The sequence below is a fragment of the Variibacter gotjawalensis genome, from assembly GCF_002355335.1.
GTDB classification, from domain to species: domain Bacteria; phylum Pseudomonadota; class Alphaproteobacteria; order Rhizobiales; family Xanthobacteraceae; genus Variibacter; species Variibacter gotjawalensis.
This window is the reverse complement of record NZ_AP014946.1, coordinates 1,471,776-1,489,287: the sequence shown is the minus strand read 5'-3', so window position 1 is coordinate 1,489,287 and position 17,512 is coordinate 1,471,776. Positions and strand designations below refer to the sequence as shown.

The following is a 17,512-nucleotide window of genomic DNA, read 5'->3' as shown; positions in this document are numbered from 1 at the left end:
CCTTATGACCCGCGTCCGGACCCCGGCCGATATCGCGGCACGCAGCGCCGAGCGCTTGCGTGCGCCGGATCGCGTGCGTTCGCTGCGCGACGGGTTTCACCGGGAAACCTTCGTGCTGGATCGCGAAGCCGCCCGCGCCAAAGCCCGCGACATTCTCGACCGGTTCCCGAAAGCCGCCTACATGACGGAAGTCGAAAGCTGGCGCGAGCTTTCCGACGGGCGCATCGAGTTCACCATGCGGCGCCTACCCACAGCCGATTGATGTAACGAAAGCTTGAGCCGCCACGTACGGGTCTCAACGAGGGAGAACCGATGCGACGCTTTTATCGCGGACTGATGATCTTCGTGCTGGGCGGATTGCTCGGCACCGGCCTCGGTTTCGTGCTCGGCATCTTCTTCTTTCCGTATCTGTTCCCGCCGCCGCCTGCCGCCGAGATGCTGGCCGACAGCGAACGGACGGCGCTCGTCGCCAACGGGACGTTCATTCACGCCAATCCAGCCGACCCCGTGCATTGGGGCCGCGGAAAGGTGAGCCTCTATCAGCGCACAGTGTTTCTGGAGCCCGACTTCAAAGTTGGGCCGGGTCCGAAGTATCACGTCTATCTGGTGCCTAAGGCACGCGTGCGCGGCGAAGGCGACGTCGAGGGACAGAAATTCGTCGATCTCGGCCGCCTGCGATCTTTCGAGGGTAGCCAGCGCTATGCCATCCCGTCGCACATCAACGTGGCGGATTTCGAAAGCGTCGTGATCTGGTGCGAGCAATTTGGCGTTTTGATCTCACCGGCCGACCTCACGCGCGCGACATAAGCAAGGAAGAAAGACGTGGATGGCCCGCATGAAGCGGGCCATGACGGCCGTTGTGAGGTATTTGGCTTGACCTCCCCTCACTGACGCGCTCCCGTCCACCGATGTTCGACTCCCTTTATGCTGCCCTCGCCGCCGTCCCGCCTGCCGAACTCGTGTTGGTGGCCGTGATGGCGTTCGTCGCTTCGTTGATCGGCGGCGTCGCGGGCTACGGAACCGGCGTGCTGATGCCGCTGGTGCTCGTTCCCATTGCGGAGCCTGAGAATGTCGTGCCGATCGTCGGCATGACGGCGCTCTTTACGAATCCGAGCCGCGCCGTAGCGTTTCGCGAATACATCGATTGGCGGCGCGTCGGCATCGTCGCGGCGTGCGCGCTACCGACCTGCATCCTCGGTGCTTACGGCTTTACGCGACTGACGGGACGTGGAGCACTGATTGTTATTGCTTGCACGCTGCTCGCCAGCGTTCCGCTGCGGCGCATTCTGCAAAGCCGCGGTTTCGTCATTGGCGATCGCGGGCTTGGTATCGGTGCGGTCGGTTACGGCGTGCTTGTCGGCGGAACGTCAGGTTCCGGCATCGTGCTTCTTTCCCTGCTACTCGCGTGCGGACTGACCGGCCGCGCCGTCGTCGCCACCGACGCGATGGTGTCCGTTATCGTCGGCATCGCGAAGGTCTCGGTGTTCGGCATCGCGGGCGTGCTGACGCCGAAGGTGATCGCATTCGCGCTGATGATCGGCGTCGTCGTTGTGCCGGGTGCCTTCATTGCAAAGGCGCTCGTCGAGCGCATGCCGGTGCGCGTGCACACCGCCATCCTGGATGGCGTGATCATCATCGGCGGCGTCTTCCTGATGTGGAACGCTTTCGCGCGCTGAGCCGCGACGTCAGGCGTAGCGCGAGAGCGAGAGATCCGCGGTTTCGATTTCGGGCCGCGTGCCGCTGATCATGTCGGAGAGGACGCGGCCAGTGCCGCAAGCCATCGTCCAGCCGAGCGTGCCGTGGCCGGTCGCGAGATAGAGATTCGGATAGCGCGTCGCGCCGACAACCGGCGTGCCGTCCGGCGTCATCGGACGAAGTCCCGTCCAGAACGTCGCGCGTTTCTGATCGCCCGCGCCGCCGAACAAATCTTCGACAGAATGCACCAGCGTCGCGCGCCGCTGTTCGTGCAGCGTGGTGTCGAAGCCCGCGATCTCCGCCATGCCGCCGACGCGGATGCGATCGCCGAGGCGCGTGATCGCGACCTTGTAGGTCTCATCCATGATGGTCGATTGCGGCGCACGGGTTTCGTCGACGATCGGGACCGTGATCGAGTAGCCCTTCACGGGATAGACCGGGATTTTCAAGCCGAGCGGTTTGACCAATTGCGGCGTAAAGCTACCGAGCGCCGCGACGAAGATATCGGCTTCGATATCGCCCGCATCGGTTTCCACGAGCGCAACCTTGCCGCCCTGCATGCGGAAACCCCGCACGGCGGTGCGGAAGCGGAACTGAACGCCTTCGGCCTCGGCGAGTTTCGCCAGCGCGTTGGTGAACATGAAGCAGTCGCCGGTCTCGTCGTTCGGCAGGCGCAGTCCGCCGACGAAACGATCGCGTGTCGCGGCGAGGCCGGGCTCGGCGGCAACGCAGCCGGCGCGGTCGAGCACTTCGAACGGCACGCCGTCTTTCTTGAGCACCTCGACATCCTTGGCGATGCCGTCGAGCTGATGTTGCGTGCGGAAGAGCTGCAGCGTGCCTTGCGTGCGATGATCGTACTGAATGCCGGTCGTCTGGCGCAGCGCGATCAACTGATCGCGCGAATATTCGGCGAGGCGCACCATGCGGCTCTTGTTCACTTTGTAGCGCGCGGATGTGCAGTTGCGCAGCGTTTCGATGCACCACTCGATTGTCGCAAAGTTGAGCAGCGGCTGGATGATCAGCGGCGCGTGGCGCATGAAGAGCCACTTGGCGGCCTTTTGTGGAATGCCCGGCGCGGCCCACGGCGATGCGTAACCGGGCGAGACTTCACCCGCGTTGGCAAAACTCGTCTCCAGCGCGGGACCGGATTGACGGTCGATGACCGTCACCTGATGGCCGGCGCGCGCCAGATAATAGGCCGAAGTGACACCGATGACGCCGGCGCCGAGAATAACGACATGCATGTCTTGAGAACTCTTTTGGAAAAATACTAAGGCCAGTGAACGACGGGCGGCAGCGACGACAAGATCGAGTCGACATTGCCTCCTGTGCGTAATCCAAAGATCGTGCCACGATCGTATAACAAATTGAATTCGACGTAACGCCCGCGGCGGATCAGCTGCTCCTGCCGATCGGCTTCACTCCACGGCGTCTCAAAGTTAGCGCGCACCAAGCGCGGGTAAATGTCGAGAAAGGCGCGGCCGACGCTCTGCGTGAAGGCGAAATTCGCGTCCCAATCGCTCTCGAGATAATCGTAGAAAATGCCGCCGATACCGCGCGGCTCGTTGCGGTGCTTGAGATGGAAATACTCGTCGCACCAGTCTTTGTATTTCTGATACGGCGCATCATGCGCTTGGCATGCGCTTTCGAACGCGGAATGGAAGGCGACCGTGTCGGCATCTTCCTGGTTGCGGCGGCGATCGAGCACGGGCGTTAAATCCGCGCCGCCGCCGAACCAGGCTTTCGTCGTGACGACGAAGCGCGTGTTCATATGCACGGCCGGCACATGCGGATTGCGCGGATGCACGATCAGCGAAATGCCGGAGGCCCAGAAGCGCGGATCTTCCGCCGCGCCGGGAATCTGTCCACGGAACTCGGGGGCGAATTCGCCATGCACCGTCGAAGTGTGGATGCCGGCTTTCTCGAACAGCCGTCCATGCAACATGCCCATCACGCCGCCGCCGCCAGGCGCGCCGGAATGATCGGTGCGCTGCCACGGCTTGCGCTCGAAGCTGCCGGATTCTCCTGGATAAAGCGCGGACGGCGCATCCCGCTCGAGCGCCTCGAGCGCGGTATGCAACTCGTTGCGCAAGGTTTCGAACCAGGCGCGGGCCGCGGCTTGCCGTTGCGGAATTGTCGTCGGGGTCGTCATCGCGCGCCACTAGCATGCGGCGCAAAAAAAAGCGCGCCTCGAAGGCGCGCTAGTTATCTGGAGGTAGTGCGTAGGTAAACTAGTTGACGGTCGAGCGGCCCGACCCGGTCCATACGACCGGCTTGCCTGCCTTCACGACCTGAGCGCTGCCCGGCGCCTGGACGCCAGCGAGTTCAACACCTGAATTCGAGATGCGTGCCGCGATACCAATGGTCGCGACTGAGATCGCCGCAATAAGTGCGACGACGATAACCTTGAGATGCGTATTACGATCAGCGGTAGCAATTGAGTGATTCATGACACGTTGCCCTTTGGAGCCCGTTCATCTGTCGCGCCGGCCTCGGATTAGGTTCAGCGCTTTCAAACATTCTTTCGAACGAATTGGGGTACGCGTTACTCAGATGTGCTCTTAACGAGACAGGGACGAAAAAGTTTCATCCATGCACGCTCAGCGTTTTATGGGCGGGCGCCTAACCGCCGTATTACGGAGAGATTAAGCTTCCGTAATCCTCAAAAATGGCAGCAGCGATAGCCTCTTAGCGCTTCGTAGCGAACATCGTGCCAATTTATGTGGGCGATCGCTCGCGGTAGCGGAAGGGCGGCTCACTCAGGCGTGATGACACATGTTTGAGCATTCTCGCGAGCGACTGCGCTCCGAGGTTTGAAAATTCCCGCCTCTCAACAGTTGAGGGGAGCGGTGCGCCGGCGGGCGCTAGGGGTGGAGGCCGTATCTTGCGGATACGGCAGCGTCCCATTGACGGAGGGACGCACGCCAACCGGCGCTCCGCACGGCTCTCCACGCGACCGGCGGCATACGCAACGCCGACGCGCTTGCGGTGGGTATTGCCTAAAGCCCGAAAGTGTCCCGATTTCCGCCCGGTCCACCGTCGGACGCCTGGTCTTAGTGCCAAGCGGCCTATTTCTCCCAACCGCCCGGGACTGAGTCACAAGCTCAGCCGCAGGTGCCGTCCACCGGCTGCCCAACGGTCTGTCTCCGGAAGACATCCCCTCGCGCCGGTGTGTCGCGATCTAGCCCAATATAGGAATTTATGTCAAGGAATATTTTTCTAGTCGACGTCATTGCGAGGAGCCGCGAAGCGGCGACGCGGCAATCCAGGAACCAAAAAGAAGAGCTGGATTGCTTCGTCGCGAACGCTCCGCGTCGCTCCTCGCAATGACGCCGCGTGCAAAAGCCGATGTTAGATGAAAGCACGCGAGGCGAGGTGGAGGCCGAGGATCAAGACGCCGCACAGCATCACGATGCGGAAGGTTTTGGGCGAGATGAACTCACGGATCTTCTGCCCGATCCACATGCCGATGACGGCCGGGACGATGGCGATCAACGACATCGCGGCAACGCCGCCGGTCTGGAATAAGCCGGCGCGATAAAGCACCACCGTCAACGCGATCGTCGAGATCAGGAAGAAAATGCCGAGCGCCTGGACGAGCTCGTCGCGCTCCATTTCGAGCGCCTGAAGATAAGGCACCGCGGGAATAACGAAGACGCCGGTCGCGCCGGTCACCAAGCCGGTCACGATACCGATAATCGGCGAAAGCCAGCGTTCGGCGGATGGCGACACACGCAGCGGCACGCCGAACAAGCCCCACACCGCGTAAGCGATCAGCGCGATGCCGAGGCCGGTGACGGCGAGCGTCGTGTTGGCTCCGGTCAGCATGCCGGCGCCGATGAAGATGCCGATAACGACGCCAGCCAACATCAACCAAAAGCGCTTGAGCAAATCGAGAAGCCGGCCGCCCACCACCGCCTGCCAGACGTTGGTGACGAAGGACGGCGCGGTGAGGATCGCGGCGGCTTGCGCGGGCGGCATCAACAGGCTCAGCAGCCCGATCGCGACGGTCGGAAGGCCGAGGCCGATGATGCCTTTGACAATGCCGGCGACCAAGAAGGCCGCGACGACCATCACGAGATGCGTGGAGATTTCAGGCATCGTGTCGTCAGGATGCCATGCGCTGAGCGGCCGGCTCTTCGAGCGGCAGCGTGAAGCCGAAGGTTTCGCGCAAGCCTTTTTCGCCGGCCCGCGTGATCGTCAGCGCGCGCGTATCGCGCACACGCTCGATCCACTTGAGTTCCATCAGACGCCGCGCGAGGCCTGCACCGACGGCGCCGGCGAGATGAAAGCGGCGCTCGCTCCAATCGAGGCACGGCTTGCAGAAGATGCGCTTCGATTTCGTCGCCGACAAGTCGATGCCGAAATCACAGAAGAACTGCAGACCGGAAGTGGAGACTTCGCCGCCGTCGTGCGTCAGTTCGATATGGCCGCGCTCGCAGAGGCAATCCGCGAGGCCGACGCCGAGCAGACCGGCACAGTGATCGTAGCAGAAACGCGCGGTGCGCATCTTCGCGACCGCTTTGGCCATCGGCCGCAAGCGCGGCGGCGCCATCGCGGCGACGTTCATGATGCTTTCGAGCATGCGCGCGACATGCGGATTGGCAAGGCGATAGTAGCGGAAGCGGCCCTGCTGCAGCGAGGTTAGCAGATTCGATTGCGTCAACTTTCCGAGATGGCCGCTAGTGGTCTGCGGGGAAACGCTTGCCGCGTAAGCGAGTTCGCTTGCGGTCAGCGCGCGGCCGTCGAGCAGCGCGACCAGAATGTTGGCGCGGGCCGGATCGCCGACCAGGGATGCGATAGAGGCAACGTCGAGGGGATTGCTCATGCGCCCGTTATAGCGCGGATGCGGGCGGCGCGCATCGCGCGATGCTTCGGCAACGGCCGAAGCATTAGCGGCCCAATTCGGCAGCGGCCGTAACAACGGACCGCCTCGCGGTGGCTTTCTCGTGTGCACGACAACACGGGAGACAAGCCATGACCGACATGACGACAAGCGTTCCGCTGATCCGCGCTCGCGCGAGCGACATTTCGCTGCGCGCGCTGTGCCGCGATGCGTTACGGCTGGTGACGCACTGGCGGGAACGCGCGCGGCAGCGTGCGCAACTTGCCGATCTCGACGATCACATGCTGAGCGATATCGGCATCACACGCGTCGACCAGCGGCGCGAATGCGAGAAGCCGTTTTGGCGGTGATGCTGCGGGCGGCCTCCGCAATTGGCGGTCATCCCCGCCGAGCAATGCGCGCACTATGCGCGCTGCGAGGGCCGGGATCCATATTCCCTGCCCTATCGATAGCATTGGGGCTATGGATCCCGGGCTCGCGCCTTCGCCTCGCGCATTCGCGCGCCGCTCGACGCGCCCCGGGATGACCAGCTCCGAACAGCGGCCAACAGGAGATGAGCTACGCGACGCACGCCTCGAAGCCGGCGCGGATTTCCTGCTCCGGCAGATTGCGGCCGATGAAGACGATGCGGCTGTCGCGCGCCTCGTCCGACTTCCAATCGCGCTGCGGCGCGCCGTCGAGAATCATGTGCACGCCCTGAAAGACGAAACGCTGCGGATCGTCCTTGAACGCCAAAATGCCCTTGGTGCGCAGAATGTTCGGGCCTTCGACCTGCACGAGGTTCTGCACCCACGGGAAGAACTTGTCCGGATCGAGCGGCTTCTCAGACTTCAGCGACAACGACTGCATGTCTTCGTCGTGATAGTGCTTCAGGCCGTGGCCGTGATCGTGGTGATGATCGTGATCGCCGTGGTGATGATCGTGGTCATGATCGTCGGCAGTCAGGAATTCCGGCTCGATGTCGAGGATGCGCTCGAGATCGAAGGCATTGCGTGACAAGACGTCGGCGATCGGCAGCGAGCAACGCTCAGTGCGGTGGATCTTCGCATACGGGTTGATCGCGCGAATGCGCATCTCGACCGCGCGCAATTCCTCCGGCGTCACCAGATCCGTCTTGTTGATGATGATCACGTCCGCGAAGGCGACCTGATTCTTTGCTTCCGGCGCATCCGATAGGCGCTCGCGCAGCCATTTTGCATCCGCCACCGTGACGACGGCGTCGAGCTTCGTTTTCGCGCCGATATTCTCGTCCATAAAGAAAGTCTGAGCGACCGGGGCCGGATCGGCGAGGCCGGTCGTCTCGACGATGATCGCGTCGAACTTGCCCTTGCGGCGCATCAGGCCTTCGAGGATGCGGATGAGATCGCCGCGCACCGTGCAGCAGACGCAGCCGTTGTTCATCTCGAAGACTTCCTCGTCCGCGTTGACGATGATGTCGTTGTCGATGCCGATCTCGCCGAATTCGTTGACGATCACCGCGTATTTTTTGCCGTGCGGCTCCGACAGGATGCGGTTGAGGAGCGTCGTCTTGCCGGCGCCGAGATAGCCGGTGATCACCGTGACGGGGGTCTTTTCGGACATGCGGGAACTCTTGCGGGAACTCGTGAGGAACGTTTCTGCGCCTCATATAGGCGGCGCGGCGGCGGCGCGCAAAGGCCGCAAACGAGCCATGTCCGGAATTGCGTGTCGCTTTCGTATCTCCCTACAACGTTGTCACGAAGGAGATTTCGATGCTCACCCGCCGCACCATGCTTTTCGGTCTCGCCGGAGCCACTCTGGCGCCCGCCCTGCCCTCGATCGCCGGCGCGCAAGCTCGTGGCTCGCTGCAGGACGGCTCGATCGTCTCGCTGCGCTGCCTTGGTCATATCCGCACCGCCAACCAGTTTCTCGACGGGCGCACGACGAGCGCCACTGTCGGGCTCTCACCTGAGCGCGGGGGCGGCTATTCGGGAGCGCTGTGGCGCGTCCATTTCGTCGAGCAGGATGTCGTGGCGTTTAACTGCCAGGGTCACATCGAAGGCCCGCGCTGGCTCGACGGGCGGACGACGAACGGAACCGTCGGCCTCGCGCCGCGCACGACGGGTGGATATTCGGGCACATTCTGGCGGCTTCACGAAGCAGGCGAACCGGGCGTGATCGGCCTCGAATGCCTCGGCCATCTGCCGGGTAAGCGGTGGCTCGACGGCCGCACGGTGGACGGCACGGTCGGCCTCGCGCCGGGTACGGGCGGAGGTTTTACCGGCACGCGCTGGTTCGTCGAATACGCCTGATCAGGCTTCCAGGTGGCGGCCTGGGAACAGTTGCCGCCACAAGCCGCCGTGGCGGCCGAAGATCACCGACGCGATGTAGGCGATGCCGGCGACGAGGATGATCGCCGGGCCGGACGGAACGCCGGCGTGATACGAGACGAGCAGGCCGATCAGTCCGCACACCGCGCCTGTCGCGACCGAGAAGATGATCATCGCGGTGATGTCGCGCACCCAGAAGCGCGATACGGCGGCGGGCAGCATCATGAGGCCGACGGCGAGCAGCGTGCCGAGCGCGTGGAAGCCGGCGACGAGATTGATCACAACGAGCGCCATGAACACGAGATGCGTCGGGCCCCCCGAGCGGCTGACCGAACGCAGGAAGCCAGGATCGACGCATTCGAGCACGAGCGGCCGGTACAGCATCGCGAGCACCAGCAACGTCACGGTCGTGATCGAGCCGATGAGGATCAGCGTTGGATCATCGAGCGCGAGCACGGTGCCGAACAGCACGTGCAGCAGATCGACGTTGGTGCCCTTCAGGGACACGATGGTGACGCCGAGCGCGAGCGAGAGCAGGTAGAAAGCCGCGAGAGATGCGTCTTCCTTCAGTTCCGTGACACGCGCGACGATGCCGGTGAGCACCGCGACGAGAACGCCGGCGACGATTCCTCCGGCCGTCATCGCGAAGAGATTAAGGCCCGCGACCATGAAGCCGATGGCGGCGCCGGGAAGGATCGCGTGCGCCATCGCGTCGCCGACGAGGCTCATGCGGCGCAGCATCAGGAAGACGCCGATCGGACCGGCGCCGAATGCCAGCACGATGGTGCCGACCAGCGCGCGGCGCATGAAGGAAAACTCCGCGAACGGCGCAATGAGGAGGTCGTAGGGGTTCACCGGGAACTCACGCGGCCTGATGCGCGCAGGCTTCGGCGCCTTCGTCGAAGGCCTCGCACATGCGGCGCGCGCGCAGCAGATTTTCCGGCGTCAGCACTTCGGAGGTCGGCCCCCAGGCGACCGGCTCGCGCGCCAGCAGCAGCGTCTGCGGGAAGCCGGTGCGGACGAGTTCGAGATCGTGCAGCACCGCGACGACGGTGCGTTCTTCCGCATGCCAGCGGCGCACGACGTCGAAGAGGTCAGAGGCGGTTTTCGCGTCGATCGCCGTGAACGGCTCGTCGAGCAGAATGATGCGCGCTTCCTGCAGCAGCAGGCGCGCGAACAAGGTGCGCTGCATCTGGCCGCCGGAGAGCGAGCCGATCGGGCGCGATTCGAAGCCGGCGAGGCCGACGGACTGGATCGCCGTTTCAATACGGGCGCGGTCCTGCTTCCCGATTCGGCCGAAGAGCCCGGCGCGGCGCCAGGCGCCCATCGCGACCATGTCGAAGACGTTGATCGGGAAAGTGCGATCGATTTCGGCGGCCTGCGGAAGGTAGGCGATATCGGTCGCCGCAACGTCGCCACGCTCGATGCGGCCGGCGAGCGGCTTCAAAACGCCGGCGACAGCCTTGCAGAGGGTCGATTTACCGGCGCCGTTCGGGCCGACGACGGCCATCAGGGCCCCCTTCTCCACCGCCCCGTTGAGGTGGTGGACGGCCGGATGGCGGTCGTAACCGAGGGTCAGATCGCGGAATTGCAGCGCGGCCGTCATTGCATCGCCCAGAAAATCGCCAACCAAATCAACACCGAAAGCGATCCGGCGGCGGCCAGACGCTGCACGGCCGACAGCCGCAGCAGCGAGGGCAGCGCCTGGATCTGCGGCGCATGATGATGGTCGTGGTGGTGATGATGGTGCGTCATGATTATTGTTACGTTGTAACATAAGCGTTCCGGCTCGTCATCTCAACGGATTGAGAGCCTGCTGACAGATTCTGGCGCTGCCGGCTTTGCGCTTCGAAGAGCGACCGCCCACGTAACATCACGGCCGAGGGGAACGAACTTCTCCCGAGCGACCTTTTAGGAACTCCCCCGTCCTTGGATTCTTGTCCAGGCGGGGCGCTGTTGTTTGCTGGAGGTACCGAATGCCCGCATCCGTCGTTCGCATGTCGCGTGAGCCGGCATTGGCACCCGAAAAACAGAAATGGCTCGATGCCTTCCGGTCGGTTCGTGACGAGACGGAACGCAGGGCCGCGCCGCTCACGCCGGAAGATCAGATCATCCAGTCGATGCCGGATGCGAGCCCGATCAAATGGCACCGCGCGCATACGACGTGGTTCTTCGAGCAATTCCTGCTGACGCCGCATCAGCCCGAATACAAGCCGTTCGACGATCGCTTCGCGTTTCTCTTCAACTCCTATTACGTCTCGGCGGGTCCGCGCTTCTCGCGCCCGCAACGCGGACTGATCACGCGGCCGGACGCTGCCGAAGTGACCGCATACCGCGGGCATGTCGACGATGCGGTCGAGACGCTCATCCGCGACGCCAACGATGCGCTGATGGCGGAACTCACGCCGATCATCGAAATCGGGCTCAATCACGAGCAGCAACATCAGGAGTTGATGCTGACGGACATTCTCCACGCTTTCGCGCAGAACCCGACCTTCCCGGCTTACGACGCGAACTGGACATTGCCGCAATCGCGCGGCGCAGCGGAGTTCGTCGCGGTGCCGAACGGCATTCAGCGCATCGGCCACGGCGACACGTCGTTCTCGTTCGACAACGAAGGCCCGGCGCATGATGTGCTCATCAACCCGGTGAGCGTTTCGCGCAGCCTCGTCACCAACCGCGAGTGGCTCGGTTTCATCGAGGACGGCGGCTACACGACCCCGACGCTGTGGCTCTCGGACGGTTGGGCAACAGTGCAGAACGATCCGTGGGAAGCGCCCGGCCATTGGCGCCGTGAGGGGGATGGCTGGCGGCAGATGACGCTCGGCGGCGAGCGGGCGATTGATCTCGACGCGCCGGTGTCGCATGTCAGTTACTACGAGGCCGACGCTTTCGCGCGCTGGAGCGGCAAGCATCTGCCGAGCGAAGCCGAGTGGGAGGTCGCGGCACGCGCCGGTCTGCTGGACGATGCTTACGGCATCGTGTGGCAATGGACGCGCAGCGCGTATGCGCCCTATCCGGGTTATGCGGCCATCGAAGGCGCGCTCGGCGAATACAACGGCAAATTCATGATCAACCAGATGGTGCTGCGTGGCTCGTCCGTCGCGACACCGGACGATCACACGCGCGTCACGTATCGCAACTTCTTTTATCCGCCGCATCGCTGGCAGTTCACCGGCCTGCGCCTCGCCAGCTTCTCATAACAATAAAATTTGTAGGTACCCCATGTCGCTCGCCACCGCACTGCTACCGCAGACCCATGACGAGAAGGCCGAGTTCGCGCAGGACGTATTGCGCGGATTGTCCGCAACGCGAAAGTATCTGGCGCCCAAGTATTTCTACGATGCGCGCGGCGCCGAGTTGTTCGACCAGATCACGGCGCTGCCGGAGTATTATCCGACGCGCACCGAGATGGCGATCTTGCGCGATCATGCGCGCGATATCGCGAATTTGATTCCGCCGGGTGCAGCGCTTGTCGAGTTCGGCGCAGGCTCAAGCCGCAAAGCGCGCATCCTGCTCGGCGCGACGCGGAACATCGCGGCTTACGTCCCGGTCGATATTTCAGCCGATTGGCTGCAGCACGAAGCCGAAGGCGTCGCGCGCGATTTTCCGCGGCTCGATGTCGTTCCGGTCGCGGCGGACTTCATGCATCCGTTCGACCTGCCGGTCGAGATCGCGGGCGCGCCGCGCGTCGGCTTCTTTCCGGGCTCGACGATCGGAAATCTGGAACCGGCCGAAGCGCGGCAATTCCTGTTCGGCGTCGGCGCGACGCTGGGGCCAGGCGCGATCCTGGTGATCGGGGTCGATCTCGTGAAGGATCGCGGCACATTGAACGCGGCGTACAACGATGCGGCCGGTGTAACGGCGGCGTTCAACCTCAATCTGCTGACGCGCATCAATCGCGAACTCGGCGGTACGTTCGATCTCGGCCAATTCGAGCACCACGCCTATTTCAACAAAGCGGCCAGCCGGATCGAAATGCATCTCGTCAGCCGCGACGACCAGCGCGTCCGCGTGGGGAAGAATGCTTTCCGTTTCCGTCAGGGCGAGAGCATTCACACTGAGAGCAGCTACAAATACACAATCGAAACGTTCCAAGCTTTGGCACGTGACAGCGGGTGGCAGTCGCTGTCCGCCTGGACCGATCCGGACGACAAATTCTCCGTGCACGCGTTACAGCTGCGTGACTAGATTTCTGCTTTGAATGTTACTCCGTCATGGCCCGGTTCATGCGGGCCATCCACGTCTTACTTTCAGGCCGCATAGAAGAAGAAAGTCGTGGATGGCCCGGAAAAGCCGGGCCATGACGGAGTTCTTTCGAACCGCCCGCATCCTCGAACGACATACACCCCTCCCGCGCGCGGTATGGCGCTTGCGCGCAGACCGCGCCATACTCCCGGTTGTGAAGGCACATCCGGGGCTGGATGAGTCGCGCGCCGCCAATTTCGAGGCCCGGCGCGGCAGCAAGGGGTTTTGACGATGTTAGAAGAGTTTAAAAAATTCGCGCTGAAGGGCAATGTCGTCGATCTGGCGATCGGCGTGATTATCGGTGCGGCGTTCGGCAAAATCGTCGAGTCGCTGGTCGCCGACATCATTATGCCGATTTTCGGCGCCATCGGCGGTCTGGACTTTTCCAACTACTTCATTCGGCTTTCGAGCGCCGTGACGGCGACGTCGCTGGCGGACGCGAAGAAGCAGGGCGCGGTTCTCGCCTACGGCAACTTCATCACGATCGCGATCAATTTCATGATCATCGCGGCGGCGCTGTTCGTCGTGATCAAGCTGATCAATCGCGTGAAGAAGAAGGAAGAGGCAGCTCCGAGCGAGCCGCCGAAGCAGGAAGTGCTGCTGTCGGAAATCCGCGATTTGCTCGCCAAGAAGCCGTAAGGCTCTGCGTCATTGCGAGGAGCGGCGCAGCCGCGACGTGGCAATCCAGAACTCCAAGAGAAGAGCTGGATTGCTTCGTCACTGCTACGCAGTTCTTCGCAATGACGAAAAAATCGTTTCCTAAGCTTCTTTAATCACCAGGATTGATCGATGCCGCGCGTCTTTTGATAAGACGGCGCGGCATCGTCGTTTATGATGCGCGGAATGATATTTGGAGGAACGTGTGGCGAACGCAGCGCGCAGCGATAGCGGCGATAACCTTGTCCAGGCTTTAAGCGCACCGGCGCGGCTTGCACCGGAAAGCGGCATCGTCGAAGTGATGAATTACGGGCGCCGCAGTTGCCGTGCCGTGATGCCGCTGTGGGCCGGCGAAGGCGATTTACCGACGCCTGCGTTCATCCAGGAAGCAGCCGCCGAGGGCCTGCGCCGCGGCGAGACGTTCTACACTTGGCAGCGCGGAATTCCGGATTTGCGTCAAGCGCTCGCGGGTTATCACACGCGCCTCTACGGCAAGCCGTTCGAGCCGGAGAATTTCTACATCACGGGCTCCGGCATGCAGGCGATCCAGATCGTCCTCGCGATGGTCGCGCAGGACGGCGACGAAGTGCTGATCCCGACGCCGACCTGGCCGAACGCGGCAGCGGCGACCGGTGTTATCGGGGCGCGCGCGGTCGAGATTCCGATGACGTTCGGCAATGCAGGCTGGACTCTCGATTTCGAACGCATCGAGCAGGCGATCACGCCGAAGACGCGCGCACTGTTCCTCGTCTCGCCGTCGAACCCGACCGGCTGGACCGCGACGCTCGAGGATCTTCGCCACACGCTCGCGATGGCGCGGAAGCACGGTCTGTGGATCGTCGCGGACGAGACCTACGCGCGCTTCTGGTATGGCGAGGGCGAGCGCGCGCCGTCGTATCTCGACGTGATGGAGCCGGAAGACCGCGTTCTGTTCGTCAACACGTTCTCGAAGAACTGGGCGATGACGGGCTGGCGCATGGGCTGGATACTGGCGCATCCCTCACTCGGTCAGGTGATCGAGAATCTTATCCAGTACTCGACGTCCGGCGTTGCGCAGTTCATGCAGCGCGCCGGCGTTGCGGCGATCGAGCACGGCGAAGACTTCGTCGCGCAACAGATCGCGCGATCGCGCGAATCCCGCGACATCATCACGACAGCGCTTGGCGCGAGCCCGCGCGTGCGCTTCGGCGCGCCACAGGGCGCGTTCTATCTGTTCTTCTCGGTCGACGGCGTGAAAGACATGCGGCAGCTCGCCTTCCGTCTAATCGACGAGGGAGGCGTTGGCCTCGCGCCCGGCACAGCGTTCGGCGCCGGCGGCGACAACTATCTGCGCATCTGCTTTGCGCGGAACCCCGAGCATATCCGCCAAGCCGCGGCGAGCATCGTGAAGGTGCTGGAAAGCTGAACGCATGCCTCACCGGTGATCGAGGCACTTCCCGCCAGCGCCACAAAACGGCATAAGCCAGCGCGTGAGCCAGCCCGAACCAGCACCGACTGTTCCGCCCGCCAAAACCATCGATTGGTGGCGCGTCGGCGAGACCTTGGCACTCGGCTTCGGCGGCGGCATCGCGCTGGGGCTCACGGGTTTTCCGGCCGGATGGATGTCAGGCGCCATTCTGGCGGTTTCGGTCGCGGCTTTGGCCGGCCGGCAGGTTCAGATGCCGACCGCACTGACACGCGTGACCTTCGCGCTCACCGGCATCTCGATGGGCGCCACCGTGACGCCGGAAACGGTCGCCGGGATGGCGAACTGGCCGATCAGCCTGGTGATCCTGGCGGTCGCCGTGATCGCGCTGACGGCCGCAGTGGCGGTGTATCTGCGCATGGTGCATGGCTGGGAGCCAGGCTCCGCCCTGCTCGGTGCGTTTCCGGGCGCGATGGCGACGACGCTGATTCTTGCCGTACAATACAAGGCCGATGTGCGCGCCATCGCGATCGTGCAGACCGTGCGCGTCGTCGCGATCGCGGTGCTGCTGCCGACGGCGATCGCCGTGATGGGGCTGAGCGGATCGCCCGTCACGGTCGCGACGATCTCGCCACTTGATCGGCCTTTCGAACTGGCGATCTTGGTCGTCGTTTCGGTCGCGGCCGCTTATGTGACGCAGCTGCTCCGGTTTCCGGGCGGATTGATTTTCGGCTCGATGACGGCGTCCGCCATCCTGCACGGCACCGGATTGATCCATGTCTCGCTGCCGCGCTGGCTGACCATCGCGACCTTCATGATGCTCGGCTCGCTGGTCGGCACGCGCTTCGCCGGTACGAGCCTCGCAACACTGCGGCATCTCGCGAGCGCCGCGTTCGGCGCGCTGCTGGTAAGCGCGACCGTCGCTTTTGCGGCAGCATTCCTGGCGGCTTGGATCCTTGGCCGCGATGTCGGCACGTTGGTGATCGCTTATGCGCCCGGCGCGCTCGACGCGATGATGATCCTCGCGCTCGCGCTCAACCTTGAACCGGCTTTTGTCGGCGCGCACCATCTCGCGCGATTCCTGCTGGTGCTGCTGTCGATGCCGATCATCGTGAAACTGATGCAGCGGCTCCGGAAATCGGATACGCCGCCGGGCGATAGCCAATAGGCCCCCGTCATTGCGAGGAGCGGTGCCGGCGCGCAAAGCGCGCTGTGCGCGCGCGACGAAGCAATCCAGTTTTTACAGCTTGGCCTCTGGATTGCCACGTCGCGGCGGCGCTTCGCGCAGAGCCGCTCCTCGCAATGACGGGGGGCTAAGCGCGGCGTTTGCTACCTGATTTCGAAACGTTCGGCTCCGCATACATCGCGAGAATGTCCTGAATGTCGCGGCCCTTGGCGCTGCGCTGCGTGATCAGCGCGCGGCTGGTCACCGCGTGGAGATGCTGGTCCATCACGGCGATTGCGCGGGCCTCATCGCCGGCGACCAGTGCTTCGATGATCTCGCGATGTTCGCTGATCGCGCAGTCCGACGAATGCGGGCGCGCGTAGAGCGCCAAGATGAGGCCGCAGCGCAGGCCGAGCTCGGTGACGTAGCGCAGCAGCACCGGGCTGCCGGTCATCTCAGCAAGCAGCAGATGGAATTCGGTCGCGAGACGAATCGAACGCGGCTCCGATTGACCTTGCGTGCGCTCTTCCGCGACGACGTGTTCGTTCAGTTTGCGGACTTGGTCCTTGGTCAAATTGCCGACGAGGCGCGAGACGACGAGACGCTCCATCGCGAGGCGCGCCTCAAACGTGTCGTGCGCCTCCTCCCAGCTCGGCGTCGCGACCGCAGCGCCGCGATTCGGGCGAAGATCGACGAGGCCGTCCGCCGCGAGCTGGCTGAGCGCGCGGCGCACAATGGTGCGGCTCGCGCCGAACTTCTCGCCGATCGCGTCTTCGGGGAGTTTGGCGCCGGGCGCCAGCGCCTGTTCGATGATGGCCTGGCGCAGCGCACGATAGATCGCGGCCGCGCGGTCGCCAGGCCTTTCACTCATCGAAGTCTTTCGCTCATCGGGTGATTACTTGTTGAAGCGCGAGAGCGCGTCGGCCCAGCCTTTTTGCATCTCGGCAAAGGCTTTTTCGGACGCGGTCTTCATGTCGTTCCACGCCGTCTCGCCGGCCGCCTGCGCCTGCGCGGCGAGGCCCTTGGCGGCTTCGGACTGTGCCTGCAGCTGCGCGAGCGCCTTGGCATATTCTTCCTTGGCCTGGCCGCTCGCAGCTTCGAGCTTCGCCTGATAGTCCTTGATCTGGGCCTGCCAGACTTCCTGCTGCTGCTGAACCTGCTCGGCAAATCCTTTAACGGCCATGTCGTTCTCTCCCAAATTTGGTCTT

The 17,512-nt window shown here is 63.4% G+C and carries 21 protein-coding genes; 10 read left to right on the top strand and 11 right to left on the bottom strand.

What is annotated here, in order from left to right:
* Positions 1 to 4: 4 nt before the first annotated feature.
* The 3 genes from GJW30_RS07200 to GJW30_RS07190 all read left to right on the top strand — a co-directional run bounded on the left by GJW30_RS07200 (position 5) and on the right by GJW30_RS07190 (position 1,676).
* Positions 5 to 262, top strand: a complete 258-nt coding sequence (locus tag GJW30_RS07200) for a hypothetical protein (RefSeq protein WP_172887563.1) — start codon at positions 5 to 7, stop codon at positions 260 to 262.
* Between the two features lie 50 nt (positions 263 to 312).
* Complete coding sequence (locus GJW30_RS07195; protein ID WP_096353548.1) at positions 313 to 807, top strand: DM13 domain-containing protein; 495 nt, start codon at positions 313 to 315, stop codon at positions 805 to 807.
* A gap of 101 nt (positions 808 to 908) precedes the next feature.
* Complete coding sequence (locus GJW30_RS07190; RefSeq protein ID WP_096353545.1) at positions 909 to 1,676, top strand: sulfite exporter TauE/SafE family protein; 768 nt, start codon at positions 909 to 911, stop codon at positions 1,674 to 1,676.
* A gap of 9 nt (positions 1,677 to 1,685) precedes the next feature.
* On the opposite strand, the gene GJW30_RS07185 is transcribed toward GJW30_RS07190, so the two are convergent.
* The 5 genes from GJW30_RS07185 to GJW30_RS07165 form a co-directional block, all read right to left on the bottom strand.
* Positions 1,686 to 2,939 carry a D-amino acid dehydrogenase gene (locus tag GJW30_RS07185; RefSeq protein WP_096353542.1) on the bottom strand — a complete coding sequence of 418 codons (1,254 nt, stop codon included), beginning with the start codon at positions 2,937 to 2,939 and terminating at the stop codon, positions 1,686 to 1,688.
* Between the two features lie 26 nt (positions 2,940 to 2,965).
* Positions 2,966 to 3,847: an oxygen-dependent coproporphyrinogen oxidase gene (gene hemF, locus GJW30_RS07180; RefSeq protein WP_096353539.1), complete on the bottom strand. Its 882-nt coding sequence runs from the start codon at positions 3,845 to 3,847 to the stop codon at positions 2,966 to 2,968.
* Between the two features lie 79 nt (positions 3,848 to 3,926).
* Positions 3,927 to 4,145 carry a hypothetical protein gene (locus tag GJW30_RS07175; RefSeq protein ID WP_096353537.1) on the bottom strand — a complete coding sequence of 73 codons (219 nt, stop codon included), beginning with the start codon at positions 4,143 to 4,145 and terminating at the stop codon, positions 3,927 to 3,929.
* Positions 4,146 to 5,046: 901 nt separating this feature from the next.
* Positions 5,047 to 5,796 carry a sulfite exporter TauE/SafE family protein gene (locus GJW30_RS07170; protein ID WP_096353534.1) on the bottom strand — a complete coding sequence of 250 codons (750 nt, stop codon included), beginning with the start codon at positions 5,794 to 5,796 and terminating at the stop codon, positions 5,047 to 5,049.
* 7 nt (positions 5,797 to 5,803) lie between these two features.
* Positions 5,804 to 6,523, bottom strand: coding sequence for an ArsR/SmtB family transcription factor (locus tag GJW30_RS07165; protein ID WP_096358705.1), 720 nt, complete (start codon positions 6,521 to 6,523; stop codon positions 5,804 to 5,806).
* Between the two features lie 149 nt (positions 6,524 to 6,672).
* On the opposite strand from GJW30_RS07165, the gene GJW30_RS07160 reads away from it, so the two are divergent.
* On the top strand, positions 6,673 to 6,891 hold the full coding sequence (locus GJW30_RS07160) for a DUF1127 domain-containing protein (RefSeq protein WP_096353532.1): 219 nt from the start codon (positions 6,673 to 6,675) through the stop codon (positions 6,889 to 6,891).
* A 208-nt stretch (positions 6,892 to 7,099) separates the two neighbouring features.
* On the opposite strand, the gene GJW30_RS07155 is transcribed toward GJW30_RS07160, so the two are convergent.
* Positions 7,100 to 8,122 carry a CobW family GTP-binding protein gene (locus tag GJW30_RS07155; protein ID WP_096353529.1) on the bottom strand — a complete coding sequence of 341 codons (1,023 nt, stop codon included), beginning with the start codon at positions 8,120 to 8,122 and terminating at the stop codon, positions 7,100 to 7,102.
* A 149-nt stretch (positions 8,123 to 8,271) separates the two neighbouring features.
* On the opposite strand from GJW30_RS07155, the gene GJW30_RS07150 reads away from it, so the two are divergent.
* Positions 8,272 to 8,811, top strand: a complete 540-nt coding sequence (locus GJW30_RS07150) for a hypothetical protein (RefSeq protein WP_096353526.1) — start codon at positions 8,272 to 8,274, stop codon at positions 8,809 to 8,811.
* Here GJW30_RS07150 and GJW30_RS07145 read toward each other — a convergent pair whose 3' ends face one another.
* Genes GJW30_RS07145 through GJW30_RS22575 form a run of 3 tightly spaced genes read right to left on the bottom strand, consistent with a single transcriptional unit; the run spans position 8,812 to position 10,584 of the window.
* Positions 8,812 to 9,636: a metal ABC transporter permease gene (locus GJW30_RS07145; protein ID WP_096353523.1), complete on the bottom strand. Its 825-nt coding sequence runs from the start codon at positions 9,634 to 9,636 to the stop codon at positions 8,812 to 8,814.
* A gap of 55 nt (positions 9,637 to 9,691) precedes the next feature.
* Positions 9,692 to 10,435 carry a zinc ABC transporter ATP-binding protein AztA gene (gene aztA, locus GJW30_RS07140; protein ID WP_096353520.1) on the bottom strand — a complete coding sequence of 248 codons (744 nt, stop codon included), beginning with the start codon at positions 10,433 to 10,435 and terminating at the stop codon, positions 9,692 to 9,694.
* Positions 10,432 to 10,584 carry a hypothetical protein gene (locus tag GJW30_RS22575; protein WP_157746707.1) on the bottom strand — a complete coding sequence of 51 codons (153 nt, stop codon included), beginning with the start codon at positions 10,582 to 10,584 and terminating at the stop codon, positions 10,432 to 10,434. Before GJW30_RS22575 ends, aztA begins: the two co-directional genes overlap by 4 nt.
* Positions 10,585 to 10,826: 242 nt before the next feature.
* Here GJW30_RS22575 and egtB point away from each other — a divergent pair, with 242 nt between their 5' ends.
* The 5 genes from egtB (at position 10,827) to GJW30_RS07110 (ending at position 16,307) form a co-directional block, all read left to right on the top strand.
* Positions 10,827 to 12,032: an ergothioneine biosynthesis protein EgtB gene (gene egtB, locus GJW30_RS07135; RefSeq protein ID WP_245408739.1), complete on the top strand. Its 1,206-nt coding sequence runs from the start codon at positions 10,827 to 10,829 to the stop codon at positions 12,030 to 12,032.
* A gap of 22 nt (positions 12,033 to 12,054) precedes the next feature.
* Positions 12,055 to 13,020 carry an L-histidine N(alpha)-methyltransferase gene (egtD, locus tag GJW30_RS07130; protein WP_096353515.1) on the top strand — a complete coding sequence of 322 codons (966 nt, stop codon included), beginning with the start codon at positions 12,055 to 12,057 and terminating at the stop codon, positions 13,018 to 13,020.
* Between the two features lie 288 nt (positions 13,021 to 13,308).
* Complete coding sequence (mscL, locus tag GJW30_RS07120) at positions 13,309 to 13,716, top strand: large conductance mechanosensitive channel protein MscL (RefSeq protein WP_096353509.1); 408 nt, start codon at positions 13,309 to 13,311, stop codon at positions 13,714 to 13,716.
* Between the two features lie 223 nt (positions 13,717 to 13,939).
* On the top strand, positions 13,940 to 15,139 hold the full coding sequence (locus GJW30_RS07115; RefSeq protein WP_096353506.1) for a pyridoxal phosphate-dependent aminotransferase: 1,200 nt from the start codon (positions 13,940 to 13,942) through the stop codon (positions 15,137 to 15,139).
* A 64-nt stretch (positions 15,140 to 15,203) separates the two neighbouring features.
* On the top strand, positions 15,204 to 16,307 hold the full coding sequence (locus GJW30_RS07110) for an AbrB family transcriptional regulator (protein WP_157746706.1): 1,104 nt from the start codon (positions 15,204 to 15,206) through the stop codon (positions 16,305 to 16,307).
* A gap of 145 nt (positions 16,308 to 16,452) precedes the next feature.
* On the opposite strand, the gene GJW30_RS07105 is transcribed toward GJW30_RS07110, so the two are convergent.
* Positions 16,453 to 17,175 (bottom strand): GntR family transcriptional regulator, encoded by a 723-nt coding sequence (locus GJW30_RS07105; protein WP_096353501.1) that lies wholly within the window; start codon positions 17,173 to 17,175, stop codon positions 16,453 to 16,455.
* Positions 17,176 to 17,199: 24 nt separating this feature from the next.
* Positions 17,200 to 17,487, bottom strand: coding sequence for a sll1863 family stress response protein (locus GJW30_RS07100; protein ID WP_096353499.1), 288 nt, complete (start codon positions 17,485 to 17,487; stop codon positions 17,200 to 17,202).
* Positions 17,488 to 17,512: the final 25 nt, after the last annotated feature.

Excerpts from the sequence above, each read along its gene's own strand:
- GJW30_RS07200 (WP_172887563.1), top strand. The coding sequence starts at position 5 with ATGACCCGCGTCCGGACCCCGGCCGATATCGCGGCACGCAGCGCCGAG.
- GJW30_RS07195 (WP_096353548.1), top strand. The coding sequence starts at position 313 with ATGCGACGCTTTTATCGCGGACTGATGATCTTCGTGCTGGGCGGATTG.
- GJW30_RS07190 (WP_096353545.1), top strand. The coding sequence starts at position 909 with ATGTTCGACTCCCTTTATGCTGCCCTCGCCGCCGTCCCGCCTGCCGAA.
- GJW30_RS07185 (WP_096353542.1), bottom strand. The coding sequence starts at position 2,939 with ATGCATGTCGTTATTCTCGGCGCCGGCGTCATCGGTGTCACTTCGGCC.
- hemF (WP_096353539.1), bottom strand. The coding sequence starts at position 3,847 with ATGACGACCCCGACGACAATTCCGCAACGGCAAGCCGCGGCCCGCGCC.
- GJW30_RS07175 (WP_096353537.1), bottom strand. The coding sequence starts at position 4,145 with ATGAATCACTCAATTGCTACCGCTGATCGTAATACGCATCTCAAGGTT.
- GJW30_RS07170 (WP_096353534.1), bottom strand. The coding sequence starts at position 5,796 with ATGCCTGAAATCTCCACGCATCTCGTGATGGTCGTCGCGGCCTTCTTG.
- GJW30_RS07165 (WP_096358705.1), bottom strand. The coding sequence starts at position 6,523 with ATGAGCAATCCCCTCGACGTTGCCTCTATCGCATCCCTGGTCGGCGAT.
- GJW30_RS07160 (WP_096353532.1), top strand. The coding sequence starts at position 6,673 with ATGACCGACATGACGACAAGCGTTCCGCTGATCCGCGCTCGCGCGAGC.
- GJW30_RS07155 (WP_096353529.1), bottom strand. The coding sequence starts at position 8,122 with ATGTCCGAAAAGACCCCCGTCACGGTGATCACCGGCTATCTCGGCGCC.
- GJW30_RS07150 (WP_096353526.1), top strand. The coding sequence starts at position 8,272 with ATGCTCACCCGCCGCACCATGCTTTTCGGTCTCGCCGGAGCCACTCTG.
- GJW30_RS07145 (WP_096353523.1), bottom strand. The coding sequence starts at position 9,636 with ATGCGCCGCGCGCTGGTCGGCACCATCGTGCTGGCATTCGGCGCCGGT.
- aztA (WP_096353520.1), bottom strand. The coding sequence starts at position 10,435 with ATGACGGCCGCGCTGCAATTCCGCGATCTGACCCTCGGTTACGACCGC.
- GJW30_RS22575 (WP_157746707.1), bottom strand. The coding sequence starts at position 10,584 with ATGACGCACCATCATCACCACCACGACCATCATCATGCGCCGCAGATC.
- egtB (WP_245408739.1), top strand. The coding sequence starts at position 10,827 with ATGTCGCGTGAGCCGGCATTGGCACCCGAAAAACAGAAATGGCTCGAT.
- egtD (WP_096353515.1), top strand. The coding sequence starts at position 12,055 with ATGTCGCTCGCCACCGCACTGCTACCGCAGACCCATGACGAGAAGGCC.
- mscL (WP_096353509.1), top strand. The coding sequence starts at position 13,309 with ATGTTAGAAGAGTTTAAAAAATTCGCGCTGAAGGGCAATGTCGTCGAT.
- GJW30_RS07105 (WP_096353501.1), bottom strand. The coding sequence starts at position 17,175 with ATGAGTGAAAGGCCTGGCGACCGCGCGGCCGCGATCTATCGTGCGCTG.
- GJW30_RS07100 (WP_096353499.1), bottom strand. The coding sequence starts at position 17,487 with ATGGCCGTTAAAGGATTTGCCGAGCAGGTTCAGCAGCAGCAGGAAGTC.